At 63.4% G+C, this 18,800-nt stretch carries 17 protein-coding genes; 9 read left to right on the plus strand and 8 right to left on the minus strand.

Going from position 1 to position 18,800, the window contains the following annotated elements; translation table 11 throughout:
• The first annotated feature begins 484 nt into the window (after nt 1-484).
• Together SO140_RS17205 and SO140_RS17210 are read left to right on the plus strand one after the other, a co-directional pair.
• A complete protein-coding gene (locus SO140_RS17205) occupies nt 485-1,234 on the plus strand; it encodes a transglutaminase-like cysteine peptidase (RefSeq protein ID WP_449379205.1) in 750 nt (249 codons plus the stop codon).
• A gap of 189 nt (nt 1,235-1,423) precedes the next feature.
• Complete coding sequence (locus SO140_RS17210; RefSeq protein WP_449379204.1) at nt 1,424-2,548, plus strand: lysozyme inhibitor LprI family protein; 1,125 nt, start codon at nt 1,424-1,426, stop codon at nt 2,546-2,548.
• A 186-nt stretch (nt 2,549-2,734) separates the two neighbouring features.
• Here SO140_RS17210 and SO140_RS17215 read toward each other — a convergent pair whose 3' ends face one another.
• The 6 genes from SO140_RS17215 to SO140_RS17240 all read right to left on the minus strand — a co-directional run bounded on the left by SO140_RS17215 (nt 2,735) and on the right by SO140_RS17240 (nt 9,510).
• Nucleotides 2,735-3,934: an ABC transporter substrate-binding protein gene (locus SO140_RS17215; RefSeq protein WP_449379203.1), complete on the minus strand. Its 1,200-nt coding sequence runs from the start codon at nt 3,932-3,934 to the stop codon at nt 2,735-2,737.
• Between the two features lie 76 nt (nt 3,935-4,010).
• Nucleotides 4,011-5,849 (minus strand): AMP-dependent synthetase/ligase, encoded by a 1,839-nt coding sequence (locus SO140_RS17220; RefSeq protein WP_449379202.1) that lies wholly within the window; start codon nt 5,847-5,849, stop codon nt 4,011-4,013.
• An 80-nt stretch (nt 5,850-5,929) separates the two neighbouring features.
• On the minus strand, nt 5,930-6,718 hold the full coding sequence (locus tag SO140_RS17225) for an ABC transporter ATP-binding protein (RefSeq protein WP_449379201.1): 789 nt from the start codon (nt 6,716-6,718) through the stop codon (nt 5,930-5,932).
• 4 nt (nt 6,719-6,722) lie between these two features.
• The gene (locus SO140_RS17230) at nt 6,723-7,481 is read right to left on the minus strand and encodes an ABC transporter ATP-binding protein (protein ID WP_449379200.1); all 759 of its coding nucleotides are present in this window, start codon (nt 7,479-7,481) and stop codon (nt 6,723-6,725) included.
• Nucleotides 7,478-8,629, minus strand: a complete 1,152-nt coding sequence (locus tag SO140_RS17235) for a branched-chain amino acid ABC transporter permease (RefSeq protein ID WP_449379199.1) — start codon at nt 8,627-8,629, stop codon at nt 7,478-7,480. The genes SO140_RS17230 and SO140_RS17235 overlap by 4 nt, the downstream gene beginning before the upstream one ends.
• A gap of 5 nt (nt 8,630-8,634) precedes the next feature.
• Complete coding sequence (locus tag SO140_RS17240) at nt 8,635-9,510, minus strand: branched-chain amino acid ABC transporter permease (RefSeq protein WP_449379198.1); 876 nt, start codon at nt 9,508-9,510, stop codon at nt 8,635-8,637.
• Nucleotides 9,511-9,777: 267 nt separating this feature from the next.
• Between SO140_RS17240 and SO140_RS17245 the strand changes: the two genes are divergently transcribed.
• The 6 genes from SO140_RS17245 (at nt 9,778) to SO140_RS17270 (ending at nt 15,834) form a co-directional block, all read left to right on the plus strand.
• Nucleotides 9,778-10,530, plus strand: coding sequence for an ABC transporter ATP-binding protein (locus SO140_RS17245; RefSeq protein ID WP_474799303.1), 753 nt, complete (start codon nt 9,778-9,780; stop codon nt 10,528-10,530).
• Nucleotides 10,527-12,050, plus strand: a complete 1,524-nt coding sequence (locus SO140_RS17250) for a permease (RefSeq protein WP_449379197.1) — start codon at nt 10,527-10,529, stop codon at nt 12,048-12,050. The genes SO140_RS17245 and SO140_RS17250 overlap by 4 nt, the downstream gene beginning before the upstream one ends.
• A gap of 91 nt (nt 12,051-12,141) precedes the next feature.
• Nucleotides 12,142-12,954: an MBL fold metallo-hydrolase gene (locus SO140_RS17255; RefSeq protein ID WP_449379196.1), complete on the plus strand. Its 813-nt coding sequence runs from the start codon at nt 12,142-12,144 to the stop codon at nt 12,952-12,954.
• A gap of 71 nt (nt 12,955-13,025) precedes the next feature.
• On the plus strand, nt 13,026-13,970 hold the full coding sequence (locus SO140_RS17260) for an EamA family transporter (RefSeq protein WP_449379195.1): 945 nt from the start codon (nt 13,026-13,028) through the stop codon (nt 13,968-13,970).
• Nucleotides 13,971-14,045: 75 nt separating this feature from the next.
• A complete protein-coding gene (locus SO140_RS17265) occupies nt 14,046-14,576 on the plus strand; it encodes a hypothetical protein (protein WP_449379194.1) in 531 nt (176 codons plus the stop codon).
• 202 nt (nt 14,577-14,778) lie between these two features.
• Nucleotides 14,779-15,834, plus strand: coding sequence for an amidohydrolase family protein (locus SO140_RS17270; RefSeq protein WP_449379193.1), 1,056 nt, complete (start codon nt 14,779-14,781; stop codon nt 15,832-15,834).
• Nucleotides 15,835-15,912: 78 nt separating this feature from the next.
• On the opposite strand, the gene SO140_RS17275 is transcribed toward SO140_RS17270, so the two are convergent.
• Nucleotides 15,913-16,368 carry a cupin domain-containing protein gene (locus tag SO140_RS17275; RefSeq protein WP_449379192.1) on the minus strand — a complete coding sequence of 152 codons (456 nt, stop codon included), beginning with the start codon at nt 16,366-16,368 and terminating at the stop codon, nt 15,913-15,915.
• Between the two features lie 239 nt (nt 16,369-16,607).
• On the opposite strand from SO140_RS17275, the gene SO140_RS17280 reads away from it, so the two are divergent.
• Nucleotides 16,608-17,027 carry a hypothetical protein gene (locus SO140_RS17280; RefSeq protein ID WP_449379191.1) on the plus strand — a complete coding sequence of 140 codons (420 nt, stop codon included), beginning with the start codon at nt 16,608-16,610 and terminating at the stop codon, nt 17,025-17,027.
• A gap of 300 nt (nt 17,028-17,327) precedes the next feature.
• On the opposite strand, the gene SO140_RS17285 is transcribed toward SO140_RS17280, so the two are convergent.
• Complete coding sequence (locus SO140_RS17285) at nt 17,328-18,584, minus strand: aminopeptidase (RefSeq protein WP_449379190.1); 1,257 nt, start codon at nt 18,582-18,584, stop codon at nt 17,328-17,330.
• Between the last annotated feature and the right edge of the window lie 216 nt (nt 18,585-18,800).

Genomic DNA, 18,800 nt, shown 5'->3' on the forward strand with positions numbered 1-18,800 from the left:
GGGTTTGCCAAGAATAATGATAGTATATTTCGAATATAGCCTCTGCATATTGACGGCGCGTACTACAACTTGAAGCATTCCAAAGTATTCAAATAGAAGAAATTTCCTACGAATACTCGTGTCATCTTTCCGTTGCAACGCCCTGCGACATACTGCGGCAAATGCGGACTTTTTACTGCGACCCGGCTAGCAGAAGTGGCGAGATAAGCCCGCCATTAGCCATATGAACCAGATTCGGCAGCCGACTCAACCCGCGACGAGAATTGGTTCCATTCCACAACAGATCGGGCCTTCCCGGGGGCTGAGCCCGTAAAATTTTACCCAAGCCGGCGAGACCGGCTTCAGCCTGTTGCTCGGTTTTGGGCTCCCGGCCGGGCTCATTAAGCAGAACAAAACGGCCCGCCCCTCACTATCACCGCACCAGAAACAAAGCCGGCACGTGCGGGTCAGGGGTGTCCTGCCGATGCTGGACAGGGGAAGTCAGATGGAGACCGTTGCTCACTCGCGCGCCTGGCGCGCAGTCCTGCTCTTTTGCGGATTGATCCTGTTCGGATCGGCCGCCGACCTTCGCGCAGGCACGCTGCTGTCGCCGGGGTCCGCCGTCCTCGTGCGAAAATCCGCAGAACCGTTCGGCCTATTCGCCTTCGCGATCTCCGCCGGTCGCGTCCGCGACAAGTGGTTTCACCTGAAGGACAAGCTCGACGACGAGATGGTGCAGCTCGCGCTGTGCGACGGCGACCGCGACAACTGCGTCTCGCCCGCGGCATTGAAGCTGCTCGCCATCGTCGACCAGGCCCGCAGCCGCGAAGGCCGCGCCCGCCTCGGTGAAGCCAACCGCGCCATCAATCTCGCGATCAAGGCGGCCAATGACGGCTCTGATGACGTCTGGAGTTCGCCACTCGCCACCTTCCAGCGCGGCGCCGGCGATTGCGAGGACTATGCGATCGCAAAGCTCGCCGCGCTGCGCCTCGCGGGCATTTCGCCCGAGGATCTGCGAATCGTTTTCGTGCGCGACACGCAAGTCGGCGAGGAACATGCGGTCGCGGCCGCCAGGCTCGACAGCCACTGGCTGATGCTCGACAACCGTCGCATGGCCATGGTCGAGGATGAGGCGGCGCGGACCTATCAGCCGCTCTTCGTGCTCTATCAGTCTGCGGTGCTGAAATACGTCGACGAGCCCGCGTTTGCGGCTGTGCCGGACAACAACCGCTCGGCGCTGATCGCGTCGCGCTGATTGCCCGAACTGAGCTGCGTAGCCCGGATGGAGCGCAGCGCAATCCGGGACCGCATCTCCGTTTGAAATCCCGGATTTCGCTGCGCTCCATCCGGACTACAATTCCGATGCGCGGCTGGACATTCACGGTTTCGCCGCGCCGCCCGGGAAGCTAGCATGCGTATCATGCGGGCTTCGGGGACAAGCGGAATGCGAACGTTGGTGCTGGCGATGGTTGCGGCGATGGTGCCGCTGATGTCACCTGCGCACGCGCAGGCGGTCAATTCAGACCCAGCGATCGCCGACAAGCTGCCGCTGTTCGTCAAGAACCGTTGTGAGCAGCAGCGCGATCCCGCGGGTCAGTTGTTTTGCGGCAATGGCGAGCTTGCCGCAGCGGCCGAGAAACTCGGTGCGGCCATCGAGGCGCGGCTCTCCCGCCTGCCGGATCGTCTGCCGGCCATCGAGGAGAACGCGCTGTGGATCCGACAGCGCAATCTGAGCTGCGGCATCTTTGGTCGGACCGCGGTCCGCACCGATGACATCGATCGCGTCAAGACCTGCCTGCTCAGGGAGACCGAGGAGCGCGCCGCGATCCTGCGCGACCCCGATTTCGATTGCCTCGCGGCCAACACGACGGCCGGCGCGCTGATCTGTAGCGATCCGGAGTTGGCGCTGGCGGAGGAGGAGCTCAACGGCCAGGTCCTCGGCTTGATCGGCAAGCTGAGCCCGACCGAAGCCCGCTTTGCCTTCGCCGAATACGGCCGCTGGACAAGGGAGCGCGATCGCAAATGCGACCTCGTCGGCAAGGAGAACGTGCCGCTGTCCGAGCTGTCATCTGCGCAAGGCTGTCTCGCCGAATATTTTAGCCGGAAGACCGCCGATATCCTTGGTGCCAAGGGCGATCCGAAGCGGGTGTTCGGCCGCCAGATCGCTGCACGGCTGCCTGATACCGACGCCGCCGACTTCTGCGTCGCCAAGATTCATGCCGCCAATTCCTGCGGCGACTTCGTCCGCATCAGTCGCGTGTCCGCTTCCGGCAGCAACGTCGGAGAGCAGGAGGCGAAGGTCACCGCCGATATCGACATGGTCGTGCTGTCGCCCTTCACCGCCTGCAGCGCGGTCGCATCGACCTGCACCGGCACCTGCTGGGACCCAAGATCCGGCAAGGCGCAGCCGGCCGCAGCGTCCAAGCAAGGCTTCAAGGAAAGCTTCAATGTGACGAGCCGGCTCAGAATCCAGCGCACCTTCGCATTCCAGAAAGCCGCCGATGGGTGGCGCTGCAGGGAAGACGAGCTGGCACCGGTGGAGTCAGGCGTCGCGGGTGGGGGATCGTAGGTGCAGCGCCTCTCCCTTCTCCCCTTGCAGAAGGTGGCGCGAAGCGCCCGATGAGGGGTCTGCCTCACCGAGTCCGAAAGCGAGAGGCTCATTCGCGCAGAGACCCCCCTCCCCCACCTCGCCGCTACGCGGCGAGCCACCCTCTCCCACAAGGGAAGAGGGCGCACCTGCGGGGAGAGGCGAAGATCAGAACATCAGATTGTCCTTCACCAGGACCCAGCGGCCGCCCTTGACCTGCTGCACCTGGGTGATGGTGTTGGCGAGGTGGTCGGTCTTGGAGAACTTCGTCGGCGGCGAGTTGAAGATGTCGAGGAATTTTTCGCCTGACTCGAGCGAGTCAAGCATCTTCTGCCCCGTGAGATCCTTGCCCGCCTTCTGGGCGTAGAAGGCAAAGGTCATCACCGTGTTGTAGCCGATAATCGCCTGCGTATTGGCGTCCGAGTTGAACATCTTCTTATAGTTGGCGAGCCAGTCCTTCACCGGGCCTTTAGCGCTGTCCTCGTAGGGAATCTCGAATTGGGACGCGGCATAAAGCCCTTCCACGGCGTCCTTGCCCAGCGTCGGCACTTCCAGCACGTTGGTCGGCGTTGCCCCCAGGAAGGTGACGTCCCAGCCGAGCTTCTTCGCCTCCGTCATCGCGCCAATGGTCTCGCGGATCACTGTGCCGAGCACCACGAGATCGCAGCCGTCCGACTTCATCTTGGCAACCTGCGCGCTGAAATCGGAGGCGCCACGCTTGTAGCTGGTGATCGAGGCCGGCTGCACCTTCATCACGGTGAGCTGCTGATTGAAGCCGTCGAGCACGTTTTTGCCGTACTCGTCGTCCTGGTGCATGATGCAGGGCTTCTGGAAGTTCTTCCACTCAATCATGTATTTCAGCGCGGCGCGCGTGCTCTCGACGTAGGGCAAGAGGTTGTTGAACTTCAATCGCTCCTGCGGCTTGCTCGGATCGAACTTGAAGGTGAATTCGGCCGCAGTCAGCGGGAAGAGCTGCAGCACGCCGGCATCGAACAGCGTGTCCTGCGCCGCCAGCACCGTCGGCGAGCCCATCGGGCCGATCATCGCGAAGACCTTGTCGCGCTCGATCATCTTCTGCGTGGCCAGCACGGCCTTCTTGGGGTCGTAGCCGTTGTCCTCCAAAATCATCTTGATCTTGCGGCCGTTGATGCCGCCGGCCGCGTTGATCTCCTCAACCGCCATCTTCATGCCGTTGGAGACCGGTACGCCCCACACCTTGATCGGACCCGACAGATCCTGATGCGTGCCGATGACGATCTCGCTGGCCGAGATGCCTTCATTGGTGACCTTGGTTTGCGCGGCAGCCGGCAGACAGGTGAGCACCACCGCGCATGCCGCAAGGCCGAACGCCCAGAACGATTTCGACATCGACGTCTCCTCTCTCCTTAAGGCCCGTGTTGCGCAAAGGGCGTGGCCATCGCTCCCTCGCTTCCCTTGGAATGGTTCACGCCACCGCGCGCTCGCGATACATCGCGTCGATCTCGGCGGCGTAGCGCCTGTTCACGAAGCTGCGCTTCAGCTTCATGGTCGGCGTCAGCTCCTCGTCCTCCGGCGTGAGCTGGCGCTCGATCAGATAGAATTTCTTGATGGTCTCGACGCGCGCAAAGTTGCCGTTGACCTGTTCGATCTCTCGCCAGATCAGGTCCTGAATCTCGATCGCCCGGCACAGGCTCGCGTAGTTGGTGAAGGGGATGTCGTGATCCTGCGCGAATTTCTCGACGTTCTCCTGGTCGATCATGACGAGGCAGGTGAGATATGGCCGCTTGTCTCCGATCACGACGGCGTCGGAGATATAGGGCGAGAATTTGAGCTGGTTCTCGATTTCCGAGGGCGTCACGTTCTTGCCGCCTGAGGTGATGATGATGTCCTTCATCCGGTCGGTGATCTTGACGAAGCCGTCGTCGTCCATGGTGCCGACGTCGCCGGTGTGCAGCCAGCCGCGCGCATCGATGGTCTCGGCGGTCTTCTGCGGCTGATTCAAATAGCCCATGAACAGGAAGTCGCCCTTGATCAGGATCTCGCCGTCCGGCGAGAGGCTGACCTCACCCCAGGGCACGGCCTTGCCGACTGAGCCGAGCTTGATGCGCTCGGACGGCATCATGGTGGCAACGCCGCAATTTTCAGTCTGGCCATAGACCTCGTGCATGTTGATGCCGAGCGCGAGATACCAGCGGATCAGGTCTGGCGAGATAGGCGCTGCGCCAGTGAAGGCGATGCGGCAGCGATCGAGGCCAATCATGCGGCGGATGTTGCGGAACACCAGCCTGTAGGCGAGGCGGTTCGCGATCCCAAGCGACAAGGACGGCGCGCGTGCCTCGAGCCGGCAATCCGCGATGCGCAGGCCAATGTCGATAGCGCGGCGATAGACCCATTGCTGGACCGGCGTCGCATCCTTGAGTGCGATGGTGATTGCGGAATAGAATTTTTCCCAGATCCGCGGCACCGCGAAGAAGACGGTCGGCTGCACCTCGCGCAGATTGTCCGGCACGGTTTCCGGGCTTTCGGCGAAATTCATCACCGAGCCGAGCGCGACGGAGATGTAGTAGCCAGCGACCCGCTCGGCGACGTGACAGAGCGGCAGGAAGATCAGCCGGTCCTCGTCTTCCCTCGCCGGGATGAAATCGTTGGCGTGGCGCATCTGATGGGTCACGCTGCGGTTGGCGTGCATCGCGCCCTTGGGCGGGCCCGTGGTGCCGGAAGTGTAGACGAGGATCGCGAGATCGCCTGGGCCGCGGCTGTCGATCATCTCCTGCCAGAGCTGCTCGCGGCCGACCATGTGATTGCGCCCGAGCGCGCGAAACTCGTCGAGCGACATCACCATGTCGTCTGAAAATCCGCTCAGGCCCTCCATGTCGAACACGATGATCCTCTCGAGCGTCGGGCATCGCGCGCGGCAGGCGAGGACCTTGTCGAGTTGTTCTTCGTCCTCGGCAAAGATCACGCGAGTAGCGGAGTCGTTGACGAGATATTCGACCTGCGCCGAGGAATCGGTTGGATAGATGCCGGACGAGACGCCGCCCGCGCACAGGATGCCCATGTCGGCATGGATCCATTCCGGCACGGCATTGGCGATGATGGAGGCGACGTCGCCAGGCTTGAAGCCCGAAGCATGCAGTGCGTAGGCGATCTCCCTGGAGAGCTCCAGCCATTCGCGCCAGCTCGTCGGCTGCCAGATGCCGAACTGCTTCTCGCGGATCGCCGGCCTGTCGCCGCGCGTCTCCACCGCACGCAAAAAGCTCTTTGCGATCGTGTCTGCGACTGTCAGCACCGCCGGTCGGGCCATGCCATTGCCTCCTTGCCGCTTCGTCCCCTCCCGCAGCATGGCTTGCCGCCGGTCCGTTCGTTCACGGGGAGACGCCATATTTAACGCCACGTTTTCTTCTTTTTCCAGCGCCGTTCGCCTCTGGCCCCGGCTTCCTTGGCGCCTAGGTAGAATTCCTGGATGTCCTGGGAATCCATCAAGCGGTCGCAGGTGTCGTTCATCACGACGCGGCCGATCTCCAGCACGTAGCCGTAATGCGCCGTTTCCAGCGCCACCTTGGCATTCTGCTCGACGAGCAGGATCGACATGCCCTGCTCCTCGTTGACGCGGCGGATGATCGTAAAAATCTCCTTCACCAGGATCGGCGACAGGCCCAGCGACGGCTCGTCCAGCAACAGCAGCGTCGGCCGGTTCATCAGGGCGCGCCCGATCGCCAGCATCTGCTGCTCGCCGCCGGAAAGCTGGCCGGCCGGTTGGTTGATGCGCTCCTTCAGCCGCGGGAAATAGCCGTAGACGCGCTCGATATCCTCCGCGACACCGTCACGATCCTTTCGCGGATAGGCGCCCATCATCAGGTTCTCGCGCACCGAGAGGAATGGAAACACCTCGCGCCCTTCCGGCACATGACTGAGGCCGAGGCGGACGATCTTGTCGGCCTCCATGCGCTGGATCGGCCTGCCCATGAACTCGATCGTGCCCTTCTGCGGATCGAGGATGCCGGAGATGGTCTTCAGCACGGTGGTCTTGCCCGCACCATTGGCACCCAGCAGCGTCACGATGCGGCCCCGCGGCACCTCGAGCGAGATGCCGCGGATCGCCATGATCGGCCCGTAGTAGCTCTCGATATTGGAGAGCTTCAGGATGATGTCGGGCGAAACGGCGGCGTCCATCGCGTCAGGCTCCGAGATAGGCGGCGACGACGTCGGGATGCTGCTGCACCTCGGCGGGCGAGCCCATCGCCAGCACCCGGCCGTAGTTCAGCGCGATCACGCGGTCCGAGACGCGGTTGACCAGCGACATGTCGTGCTCGACCATCAGCACGGTGATGCCGAGCTCGCTTTTCATGTCGCGGATCCAGAACGACATGTCGTCGGTCTCCTCGACATTCAGCCCCGACGACGGCTCGTCGAGCAGTATGAGCTTCGGCTCGGAACAGAGCGCGCGGGCAAGCTCGATCACCTTGCGTACGCCGTAGGGAAGACCCGAGATCAGCTTGTCGCGATAGGGCTCGAGATCGAGGAATTCGATCACCTGCTCGACGCGGCGCCGGTGCAGCTTCTCGTTCGCGCGCACGCTCGGCAGGAACAGCAATTCCTGCCAGAGCTGCGTGGTTGAGTGACGGTGGCGCCCGACCAGCAGATTCGCGAGCACGGTTGCATTCTCGAACAGCTCGATGTTCTGGAAGGTGCGGGCAATGCCGAGCCTTGCAATGTCGTAGGGCGGCTGTTCCGTGATGTCCTGGTCCTCGAAGAAGATGTGGCCCGAGGTCGGACGGTAGATCCGCGAGATCAGGTTGAAGATCGAGCTTTTCCCCGCGCCGTTCGGCCCGATGATCGAGAGGATCTCGCCCTTCTCGACCGCGAACGAGACCGCATCGACCGCCTTGAGGCCACCGAAATGCAGCGACAGGTTTTCGGCGCGGAAATAGCTCATCGGTTCCGCTCCGACTTCACGTAGATCTTCTGGCGTTTGAAGGTCGCGCGCTTGTAGAGCGGGAAGAGCTGGAAGAAGAGTTTTATCTTCAGCCAGCGGCCGTAGAGGCCGAGCGGCTCGAACAGCACGAACAGCACGATGATGATGCCGTAGATCGCGCCCTTCAGGCCGTTGAGCGAGGCGAAGGCCGCGACCTTCGACTGAACGTTCGCCGCGCCGTCGGTGCTCGCCCCCAACGCCGCGGCGACGCCGGCAATGATGCCCGGCATGTCGTCCTTCAGATAAGTCAGGAACGGATCGATCATCACGATGAAGATCGCCCCCAGCACTGCACCGTGCAGGCTGAACGTGCCGCCGATCAGGATCACGATGATGAACTCGATCGAGAGCTGGAGCGTGAACATCTCCGGCGAGATGAAGGAGAGCTTGTGCGCGAACAGCACGCCGGCAAAGCCGGTGATCGCCGCCGAGATCGCAAAGGACTTCACCTTGTAGAGCGCGACGTTGACGCCCATGCTGCGTGCCGCCGTCTCAGAGTCGCGGATCGCAACGAAGGCGCGCCCCGTCGGCGAGCGCAAGAGATTGAGCGTGCCGACGATCGTCAGAATCAAGACGGCGAGGCACAGGAAATAGAACATCGGACTGTCGCGCGGCACGGGGACGCCGAGCAACGACAGCGTCTTGATGCGCATGCCCTCATTGCCGTTGGTGACGCTTTCCCAGCGCGCCAGAATCTCCTCGACGATGAAGGCGAAGGAGATCGTGGCGATGACGAGGTAGATGCCCTGGAGGCGCAGCGCGGGGAAGCCGACCAGCGCGCCGATCAATCCGGTCAATACGCCTGCGGCGAGGAAGTAGACCGGAAACGGCACGTTGTATTTCTGCAAATAGGCCGCCGCATAGGCGCCGATCGCAAGGAACGCGGCGTGCCCGAGCGAGGCCTGCCCGGTAAAGCCGGTGAGAATCAGCAGCGCCACGCCGACGGTCGCATAAATGCAGACAAAGACCAGCTGGCTCATCAGATAGCTGGAGAGCACGTAGGGCGCGATCAGCAGCACCGCAATCAGGAGCCCGTAGGAGATCACGTAGCCCGAATGCGGGAACAGGCGGATGTCGTCCTCGTAGTCGGTCTTGAACAGAAAGCGCATGGCGTTCAGACCTTCTTGCGTACGTGGAGGCCGAACAAGCCTTCGGGCTTCAGCAGCAACACCGCCAGCAGCACGATGTAAGGTGCGACGTCCTTCCAGCCCTCCGGCAGATAGAAGCCGGCCATGCTCTCGATCACGCCGATCAACACGCCACCGACGACCGCGCCGGGTATTGAGCCGAAGCCGCCGAGCACGGCGGCGGGAAAGGCTTTCAGACCGAGCACGAGCCCGACATTGGAGTGAATGAAGGTGATCGGTGCCAGCAGAACGCCGGCGCACGTCGCGACCGCCGCACTGATGGCCCAGACGATCGACACGACACGCTTCACGGGAATGCCCATGTAGTAGGCCGCGAGCATGTTCTCGGAGCTGGCGCGCATCGCGGTGCCGAGCGTGGTCTTGTTGAAGAACAGATAGAGCAGCGTGCAGAGGATGACCGTTGCCGCGATCACCGAGAGCTTGTCATAGGCGAGCACCAGCGCGCCGATGCGCAACACGCCCTGGCTGAACGGCGTCTCGATCTTGAAGTCGTCGGTGCCCCAGATCATGCCGGCGATCGAGCGCAGGAAGTAGCCGAGCCCGATGGTTGCCATGATGATCGAGAATTGCGGATAGCCGAGGATCGGCCGCACCACGATGCGTTCGGCGAGCATGCCGAACAGCGCCATGGCGACGACTGCTCCGACGAAGCCGACCCAGTAGTTCAGGCCCATCATGCCGATGAAGGTGAAGGCGAAGAAGCCGCCCAGCATCATCAGATCGCCCTGGGCGAAGTTGACGACCTCGGTTGCCTTGTAAACCAGCACGAAGCCAAGCGCGATCAGGCCGTACACGCAGCCGAGTGCAATGCCACTGACCAGCTGCTGAACGAAGTCCAGCATCGCCGAGCATCCTCCCCGATGCGATCCTTGCGGCTCTTGGCGGCCGTCTCGTCGCATCTTGTGTCCAGTCGCTACGCGATCATTATCAGTCGCGGAAAGCGCCATTTGGCCCGGCGCAATTCAGCCCGAACCGCCCAGCGCTGTCAATAAAACGAGAGGCGGATGCATTCGTGCGGGATGACGGAATTTGTGGCAGGGTGATTCACCGTGCCGAAACATCTTCAGATCAAGGTCGCGAGCGATGCGAAACCGTATGGTGTGGCCATCATGAAACCGGACAGTTCGGCGCTGAGCGTCCGAGGGTTAACGAAGCGTTTTGACCGTCTGGCGGTCGATTCCCTCGATCTCACCATTCACGCCGGTGAATTCTACGCGCTGGTCGGCCCCAACGGTGCCGGCAAGACCACCACCTTGCGCATGGTCGCAGGGTTGCTGCGGCCCGATGCCGGCGCGGTGTCGATCTTCGGCATCGATGCCCTGGCCGATCCCGTGGCCGCCAAGCAGGTGATGGCCTGGGTCTCGGACGAGCCGATGATTTATGACAAGCTGACGCCGCTCGAATATCTCGAATTCGTCGCCGGCCTCTGGGGCATTGCGCCAGCCGTCTCCGAACCCGTGGCGCAGGAACTGTTGAGCTCGCTCGGCCTGGCGCTACACCGGCACGAGCGTTGCGAGGGATTTTCCAAGGGCATGCGCCAGAAGGTGGCGTTGGCCGGCGCGCTGGTCCACGACCCCCGCCTCATCATTCTCGACGAGCCGCTGACCGGCCTCGACGCCGTCTCCGCCCGCCATGTGAAGGGTCTTTTGGCCGAGCGCGTCCGCGCTGGCTGCACCGTGATCATGACCACGCATATTCTTGAGGTCGCCGAGCGCATGGCCGACCGGATCGGCGTGATCGCGTCGGGCAGCCTCGTTGCCGAAGGCACGCTCGCCGAGCTGCGTCAGCAGAACGGCCACAACGACACCAGCCTCGAGGATCTCTTCATCGCGCTGGTCACGCTGGAGGCTGCCGCCGCATGAGCTCGGCGACTGCATTATCGTGGTTCGCCCGCCACGAGCTCCGCCTCGCCTGGCGCGAATGGCTCGCCATGATGACGGGCCAGCGCAAGCGGAAACGCACCGCCGTGATCGGCCTGATCGTCTTTGCCGCACTCCTGCATCTGCCGGCCTGGGCGGTGATCGGTCGCTTCGCCGGACTTCGATTGCCGCTCGACAAGCCGTCGCTGATCGTGATTACGGCGACGATCGCGCTCGCCTGGTCGCTGATGCTGTCGCAAGCGATCGAATCGGTGACGCGGGTGTTTTACGCCCGCGCCGATCTCGATCTCATCATGTCGTCGCCGGCAACGCTCACCAACCTGTTCTCCGTGCGCATCGCCGCGATAGCGCTCGCGATCACGGCGATGGCGCTGCTGTTCTCCACGCCCTTCATCGACGCGCTGGTGATCGGAGGCGGGCCGCGATGGCTCGCGGCGTTCGGCATGGTCATCGCCATGGGGCTGTCGGCAGCAGCCATCGCGATCGCCATCACGATCCTGCTGTTCCGGCTGATCGGCCCGGCGCGGACCCGCTTCATCGCGCAGATCCTCGCCGCGATCATCGGCGCCGGTTTCGTCATCGCGCTCCAGATCGCCGCGATCATCTCCTACGGCACGCTGTCGCGCTTCGCGGTGCTGACCTCGGATGCCACGGCTGCCTATGCGCCCGGTGTCGACAGCATCGTCTGGTGGCCCGCGCGGGCCGTGATGGGCGATCGCGAGGCGCTGGCGCTGCTGCTCGCACTCGGTCTCGTCATGCTGGGCGGCGTGATGGCGCTGTTCTCCGGCCGCTTCGCCGACACCGCGATCGATGCGGCCGCCCACGGGACATCCGGCCGCCGCACCACGCGCGAGCGGCCGTTCCGCGCCGGCTCACGGGCGCAGGCGCTACGGCGCAAGGAGTTCATGCTGCTGTGGCGCGATCCCTGGCTGATCTCGCAAACCCTGATGCAACTGCTCTATCTGGTGCCGCCGGCGCTTCTATTGTGGCGGAGCTTTGCCGACAGCTCAGCGGCGCTGGTGTTGATCACGCCCGTCATCGTGATGGCGGCGGGACAGCTTGCCGGCGGACTCGCCTGGCTGACGATTTCGGGCGAGGATGCCCCTGATCTCGTCGCAACCGCGCCGCTGTCACCCTCGCGCGTGATCCGCGCCAAGATCGAGGTCGTGTTGATCGCAATCGCCGTCATCTTCGCTCCGCTGGTCGCAGCGCTTGCCTTTGCCTCACCGCTCCAGGCCGCGATCACGGCGGGCGCGATCATCGTCGGCGCCGCCTCCGCCACCGCGATCCAGCTCTGGTTCCGCGTGCAGGCGCGGCGCAGCCAATTCCGCCGCCGCCAGACCTCCTCGCGTCTTGCGACCTTTGCTGAGGCCTTCTCCTCGATCGGCTGGGCGGCCACCGCCGCGCTGCTACTCTCGCTTCCCCTCGCCGGCGTCGTCAGTGGCCTGATCACCGCGGGTCTCGTCGCCACCACCTGGAAGTTCAGCCCGCGGCGGGAGTAGGCCTATAACACTGACGCGCTGTTGATCGCGGCCCATTGGCCGCAGGCGGGATTGCACGCTAGACTTCCCCGACGTCATTGGGGATGGATCTATGTGGCGATTCTTTTCCGCGATCCTCGCGCTGCTCGGCGCTTCCCTCACGCCCGCCCTTGCCCAGCAGCCGCAGCGCAGCGAATGTCTGGCAATGGCCAACGCGGCCCCGCGCGCGGTGCCCGTGTCCTGGCAGCGGACTGCGGGCGCGGCCGAGGTCGAGATCACCTATGCCGGCCATTCCACCTATTTCATCGATACGCCCGGCGGCTTGCGCATCGCCACCGACTATAGCGGCGCCTATCAGGTCGGCCGGCTGCCCGACGTCGTCACCATGAACCGGGCCCACAGCACGCACTACTCGCTATATCCCGACAAGCGCATTCCCCATGTGCTGCATGGCTGGGGCGAGGACGGCAAGCCGGCAGTGATTTCCGAGCGCGTCGGCGACACCTTCATCCGCAACGTCACCACCGACATCCGCCGTTACTTTGGCGACGACGCCGGCATCGACATGATCCGCGACGGCAACTCGATCTTCATCTTCGAGGTCGCGGGCCTCTGCATCGGCCATCTCGGCCATCTCCACCACAAGCTCGACGACAGCCATTTTGCCCAGATCGGACGGCTCGACATCGTCATGGTGCCGATCGACGGCACCTACACCATGTCGCTCGACGGCATCTCGGAGATCACGAAACGCCTGCGAGCCTCCGTCGTGCTGCCGATGCACCGCTTCGCCACGCCGCTCGACGACTTCATGCGACGGATCGGCCGCGACTTCGAGATCGACCGACGCCTCGAGCGCTCGCTCCGAATCTCGCGGGATTCGCTGCCGGGCACGCCGACGGTGATCATCCTCGACGGCGTGTGAGGCGCCGAAGCCGGAACGCATGAACCTCCTCCGACTTGGTTGCCTTGGGATCATCTTCGATCGGAGCAATCATGAGCAGAAGGTTCCTGGTGATCGGCTCGTTCGCGGCCATCTATCTGCTGTGGGGTTCCACCTATTTCGCCATCACGCTGGGCCTGCAATCGATTCCGCCATTTCTGCTGATGGCGCTTCGCTCGTTCTGCGGCGGCATCGTGTTGCTTGGCCTGATGGGCCGAGAGGTCGCGGGAACGTCCTTGCAGACATGGTTGCAGGCGTGCCTGTGCGGGCTGCTCTTCTTTGTCGGCTGCCATGGCGTGCTCGCCTTTGCGCAGCAATCGGTTCCTTCGGGCGTGGCAGCGATCGTGCTTGCCACGATCCCGTTCTGGCTCCTGCTGATCGATGTCTTGTTCCCGGGCGACCAGCGCCCGCGGCCGATTGCCTTGCTTGCACTCGTGCCCGGCTTCGTGGGCGTTGGGCTCGTGGCATGGCAGAACGTCGAGCGGGCCGGCATCAGCATCCTTCCCATCGTCTGGCTGCTCGCAGCAGCCCTGTCATGGTCGATCGGCACTGTCCTGTCCCGAGGCATGTCGAGCCAGACCTCTGCGATCCTGCTTTCGGGCATGCAGCTGTCGATCGGCGGCGCCGTGTTGTTTGCGATCAGCTGGCTGACGGGCGAGATCGAGACCTTCACGCCGCGCGACGTCTCGATGACGTCGCTTGCAGCGTTAGTTTGGCTGGTCATCTCCGGCAGCGTGATCGGATTTGTCGCCTACAACTGGCTGCTGGAGAACGTCTCGACCTCGCTGGTATCGACCTACACCTTCGTCAATCCTGTCATCGCCGTGCTGCTCGGCACCGTCGTACTCGGCGAGCCGTTTTCACCCATGATGCTGGTTGGCGCGAGCCTCGTCATTGTCTCCGTCATCGTCATTTGGCGGGCGGAACGTTCAGGCAGCCGCCGAACGAGCGACGAGAGCAAGCGGGCCATCAGGCAACTATCGCTGCGCAAGACCTGACGACCGCCTGCGGCAATTTTCTCCAAGTAGCCTGAGGTCCGATCGTGCTGATCTTGCGCGAAAGTGGAGATCGACATGAGCGACTTTGCGAAACTCTTGCATGCGAGCGGCCCCAACCCGGAATACGCCGCGGCGCTGCAGCTCTATGGCCAGTTCGTCGGTGATTGGGATGCCGAGATCACCGCGTATGAGCATGACGGCGCCACGCATCGCGCGGCCGGCGAGATCCATTTCGGCTGGGTGCTGGAGGGCCGTGCCGTCCAGGACGTCTGGATGATCCCTCGCCCCGCCGGCGCGCCACCGTTCCCGCTCGCCGGCAACTGGTACGGCACGACGTTGCGCGTGTACGATCCGACCATCGCTGCCTGGCGGATTTTTTGGCTCGATCCCGGCCGCAGCGTGTTCCGTCAGCAGATCGGCCGGCCGCGCGGCGCCGATATCGTGCAGGAAGGCACGACCGACAGCGGCGACCTGTCACGCTGGAGCTTTACCGAAATCACCGAAAATGCGTTCCACTGGCTCGGGGAGAGCAAGCCGGCCGCAGCGCGGGATTGGCGGCTGATGGTGGAGGTGAAGGCGCGGCGGCGCCAGGCTAAAGCACGATGAGTTTTGGTTGAATCAATGCAAGCCGAGGGGCACCTCTCCCGAAGGGAGAGGTGCCCAGGCGATCGACTGCACTCAATCTCGTCGGGCTTTGAGACCGCCTGGTGCGCTCTCGCCGAAGGGCGCGGTTGCGCAACACGCGCTGCCGCGCAGCGCCTCCTGATGTTAGTCTTGTCGGCAACGACAATCAGGGGAGCGAATGCCGATGGCCGCGAGCACCATGCCCGCCAATAGGAGCGGACTCTTTGCCGATCCGCGCGAGGACTGGCTCGCGTTGCACCAGGAGGAGATCATCGATCCCTTGCGGCCGATCGTCGATCCCCACCACCACCTCTGGGACCGCGGCGGACAGCGCTATCTGATCGAAGAGATGGCCGCCGACATCGCCTCCGGCCACAACGTCATTGCAACCGTCTATGTCGACTGCCGCTCGATGTACCGCGCGCACGGGCCAGAGGCGTTTCGCCCCGTCGGGGAGGTCGAGTTCGCCAATGGCGTCGCCGCGATGAGCGCGAGCGGTGGCTATGGCAGGGCTGCGATCTGTGCCGGCATCGTCAGCCACGTCAATCTCCTGCTCGGCGATGCGGCAAAGCCGGTGCTGGAAGCCGAGATCGCCGCCGGCAACGGCCGCTTTCGCGGCATCCGGCATTCCTCCGCCTGGGACGAGGACCAGGTGGTCGCGGGCATGTATGCGAACCGGCCGAAGGGGTTGCTGAAGGACGCGACCTTCCGCAAGGGCTTTGCCTGCCTCGCGCCGCTGGGCCTGAGCTTCGACGCCTGGCTGTTTCATCCGCAGATCGGCGAGTTGACCGAATTGGCGCGCGCCTTTCCGGACACCAAGATCGTGCTCGATCATTGCGGCGGACCGGCCGGCACCGGCCGGTTCGCGGGCCGGCGCGAGGAAGTGTTTCCGCTGTGGCGCACCGCGATCAAGGAGATCGCAAAATGCGAGAACGTCGTGGTCAAGCTCGGCGGACTTGCGATGTGCCTGCTCGGCTATGATTTCCATCTGCGCGAAAGACCGCCGTCGTCCGAGGAGCTTGCGGCAGCGTGGCGGCCCTATGTCGAAACCTGCATCGAGGCGTTCGGTGCGAAGCGCGCGATGTTCGAGAGCAATTTCCCGCCGGACAAGGGCCAGTGCAGCTACCAGGTAATCTTCAACGCCTTCAAGCGCATCGCCGCACCGCTGAGCGAAGCCGAGAAGACGGCTCTGTTCTCACAGACGGCAACCAATTTCTACCGGCTCGAACTGCCGTCATGACGTGAGAAGGGGCCGGGACGTCAGTCCCGACCCCTTCTCGACGCCATTCGCTGGGAAGCGCCTTGGTAGAACCTGGGGTTAGCCCGCACCCATGAGGGTTGCGGGACGACGCTCGCCGGGCGAGAGGAACATCCGCTTCAGCTTGTTGACGACACGGACCATGAAGCCGATCAGCGCCGGATTGGTCTTGCGGCAGAAGGCGATCTTCTTGACGTGGCCTTCGACGTGCCATTTGGCATGCGCACCGTCGTGGAAGAAGATCACGTCACCAACGCCGTAGCGCTTCGGCGGCATGCCTTCACTCTCGAGCACGATCGATCCTTCCAGGATCATGATGGTCTCGTCGAAATCGTAGTACCAGTTGAAGCGGCCTTCGGTGCAGGACCAGATGATGGTCGATGCGGTGCCGTCGGCGCTGGTCGACAGGATATGCGACCGCGACACCGGATTGCCTTCAATGATCCAGGACGGCTCGATCGGCCGCAGCTCCAGATCGACGGCACTACTTCCGGTTTCAATCAATGTGCGCGACATCGGCTTCCTCTGGGGATAAAATATGACTGGTTGGCCCAGGCCCCGGGCCGTTTCAAACAGTGCGTGTGACGCTAGTAGCCGTTTTTTAATTCTTCCTTACGCGGGCCCGGACAATCAGCCGCAAGTTGCATGAGCGGCGCGGCTAACGCGCCGATTTGCCTTCAGATTCGCGCGTTTGAACCCGGTTTTTGCAGGGTGCGACAAAATGCGCGGAATCAAATCAGGAAGGAGCCTGTCCGATGCCCCTCTCCCCCGAGGCCGTCAGCGCCAATAGCGAGGTTGCCGAGCAGCTCGCGGCCCTCGACGTCTCTCTTGAGGCCGACGATCCGCTGCCCGACTGGTTCTCCATCGACGGCATCGAGGCGCCTCGGCAGGTCGGCAGCGACGGCGCGGGCGGCGCGTTCGTGCTGCTGCCGTCAAACCATGTGCTCTATGCGTCGTCGGAGGGCCGCGCTGGCATTATCGCGGCGACATTCGAGGACTTCATCCAGATCGTCGTCGCCTGTCCCTATTGGCTCGACATCCTCAAATTCTCCGCCGGCGGCGACCTCGATCAGATGCGGCGCGCGGCGGTTGCGCTGGAGGCGACGCTCGACGACGAGGACGACGTCAACGAGCCCGCGACACGATCCGTGACGCGTTCGACCTTCCCGCCCTAGAGGATCCCGTTGGAGCGCTCTATGAAGCGGTCGCCGCGTCGGATGCCATCGTGCGCGCGACCGACGGCAGTCCGTTCACCACGCTGTTCAACCGCTTCACGATCGATCGCAATCCGATGCTGCGCAACGCGGCGGCGTGAGGCTAGAGCATGATCCGGACTTGGAGCGCCGCGTTGGCGCAAAGTGTGAAGCGATTTTCCCTCGCGACAGACGCGGAACGCCTTTGCGCGGAGATCATGCTCAAACAATAACCTAAGGCGCGCTGACGATTGATCCCAAATCTCATCGCGCCTTAGCCGACTATTTCGCCCACTCGCCCTTGCGGAACACCGGCTCCTTGCTGCCGTCGGCCAGAATGCCGTCGATGTCGGTCTCGGCCGAGCCGATCATCCAGTCGATGTGGATCAGGCTCTGGTTGCCGCCCTGCGCCGCGATTTGCTGCGGCGTCAGCTTGGCGCCATTGATGAAGCACTTCGAATAGCACTGGCCGAGCGCGATGTGCGAGGCCGCGTTCTCGTCGAACAGCGTGTTGAAGAACAACAGTCCGCTCTGCGAGATCGGCGAGGAGTGCGGCACCAGCGCCACCTCGCCAAGCCGCCGTGCGCCTTCGTCAGTGTCGAGCACCTTGTTCAGCACCTCCTCGCCGCGCGAGGCCCTGGCGTCGACGATCTTGCCGTCCTCGAAGCGCACGGCGATGTTGTCGATCAGGGTGCCCTGATAAGACAGCGGCTTCGAGCTGACGACGTGGCCGTAGACGCGCCGGCAATGCGGCGTAGTGAAGACTTCCTCGGTCGGGATGTTGGCGTTGCAGCTGATGCCGTTCTTGGAGAGCGAGGCACCGCCTTCCCATTCATGACCATCAGCAAGGCCGATGGTCAGATCGATGCCCGGACCCGAGTATTGCAGCGCGCGGAAACGCTTGCCGTTCAGCCAGCTCGTGCGCTCGCGCAGCGCCGCATTGTGCTGCGCCCAATTCGCCATCGCGTCCTCGCGATCGACGCGGGACGCGGCAAAAATCGCATCCGCGAGCTTGCCGATCGCGATCTCCTCGGGATCGTCGGGAAACACCTGCTTCGCCCAGGACGCGCTCGGATAGGCGATGATGTTCCAGTTGGTGTCGAAATTGACGATTTTTTCCAGCGCAGGCTGGTAGGCCATGGAATTGGCCTTGCTGGCGCGCGCCACCTTGGCGGGATCCTCGCTCGACAGCAGCATCGGATTATCGCCGACGATGGCCAGCCGCGCGGTATTCTCCGAGAACGCCTTCGCCATGCCCTCGTAGAGCCAGCCGGCAGCGCGATCAAAACTGTCGTCGTGACCGTGGCGATAGCGCGCCAGCGTCATCTCCTCATCGGAGAGGATCGGCGTGACGATGCCCGCGCCGGCCTTGTAGGCATGCACGGCGATCCGCCGTACCAGGGGCAACGCGATCGCCGGTGCGGTCAGCAGCAGATCCTGGCCCGGCCGCAAGCCCAGGCCCACCTTCACCGCCACCTCGGCCAGCCGGTCGAGTTTTGCGGGATCGATGGGAGTGGAGGTGATGCGTTGATCGGTCATGCCGGGCCCTCTGCCGAAATCTCTGTTCCATCTAAGTCTAGCATCGCATGGCGCAAGTGCGCGAGCCAATTGCGCGCGTCGAGCCAAGATACGCAATTTCACGCATCTTGGTTTTCAACACGTTGCCGCCGCGGCGGCCCGATTGAGCAACGCCAAGGTCATATTTCGGTGAGATGGGCGCCGCGATGGTGGCGGGGCTGCTCAGCGCAGTCGCGG

The organism is Bradyrhizobium sp. UFLA05-108 (assembly GCF_059803455.1).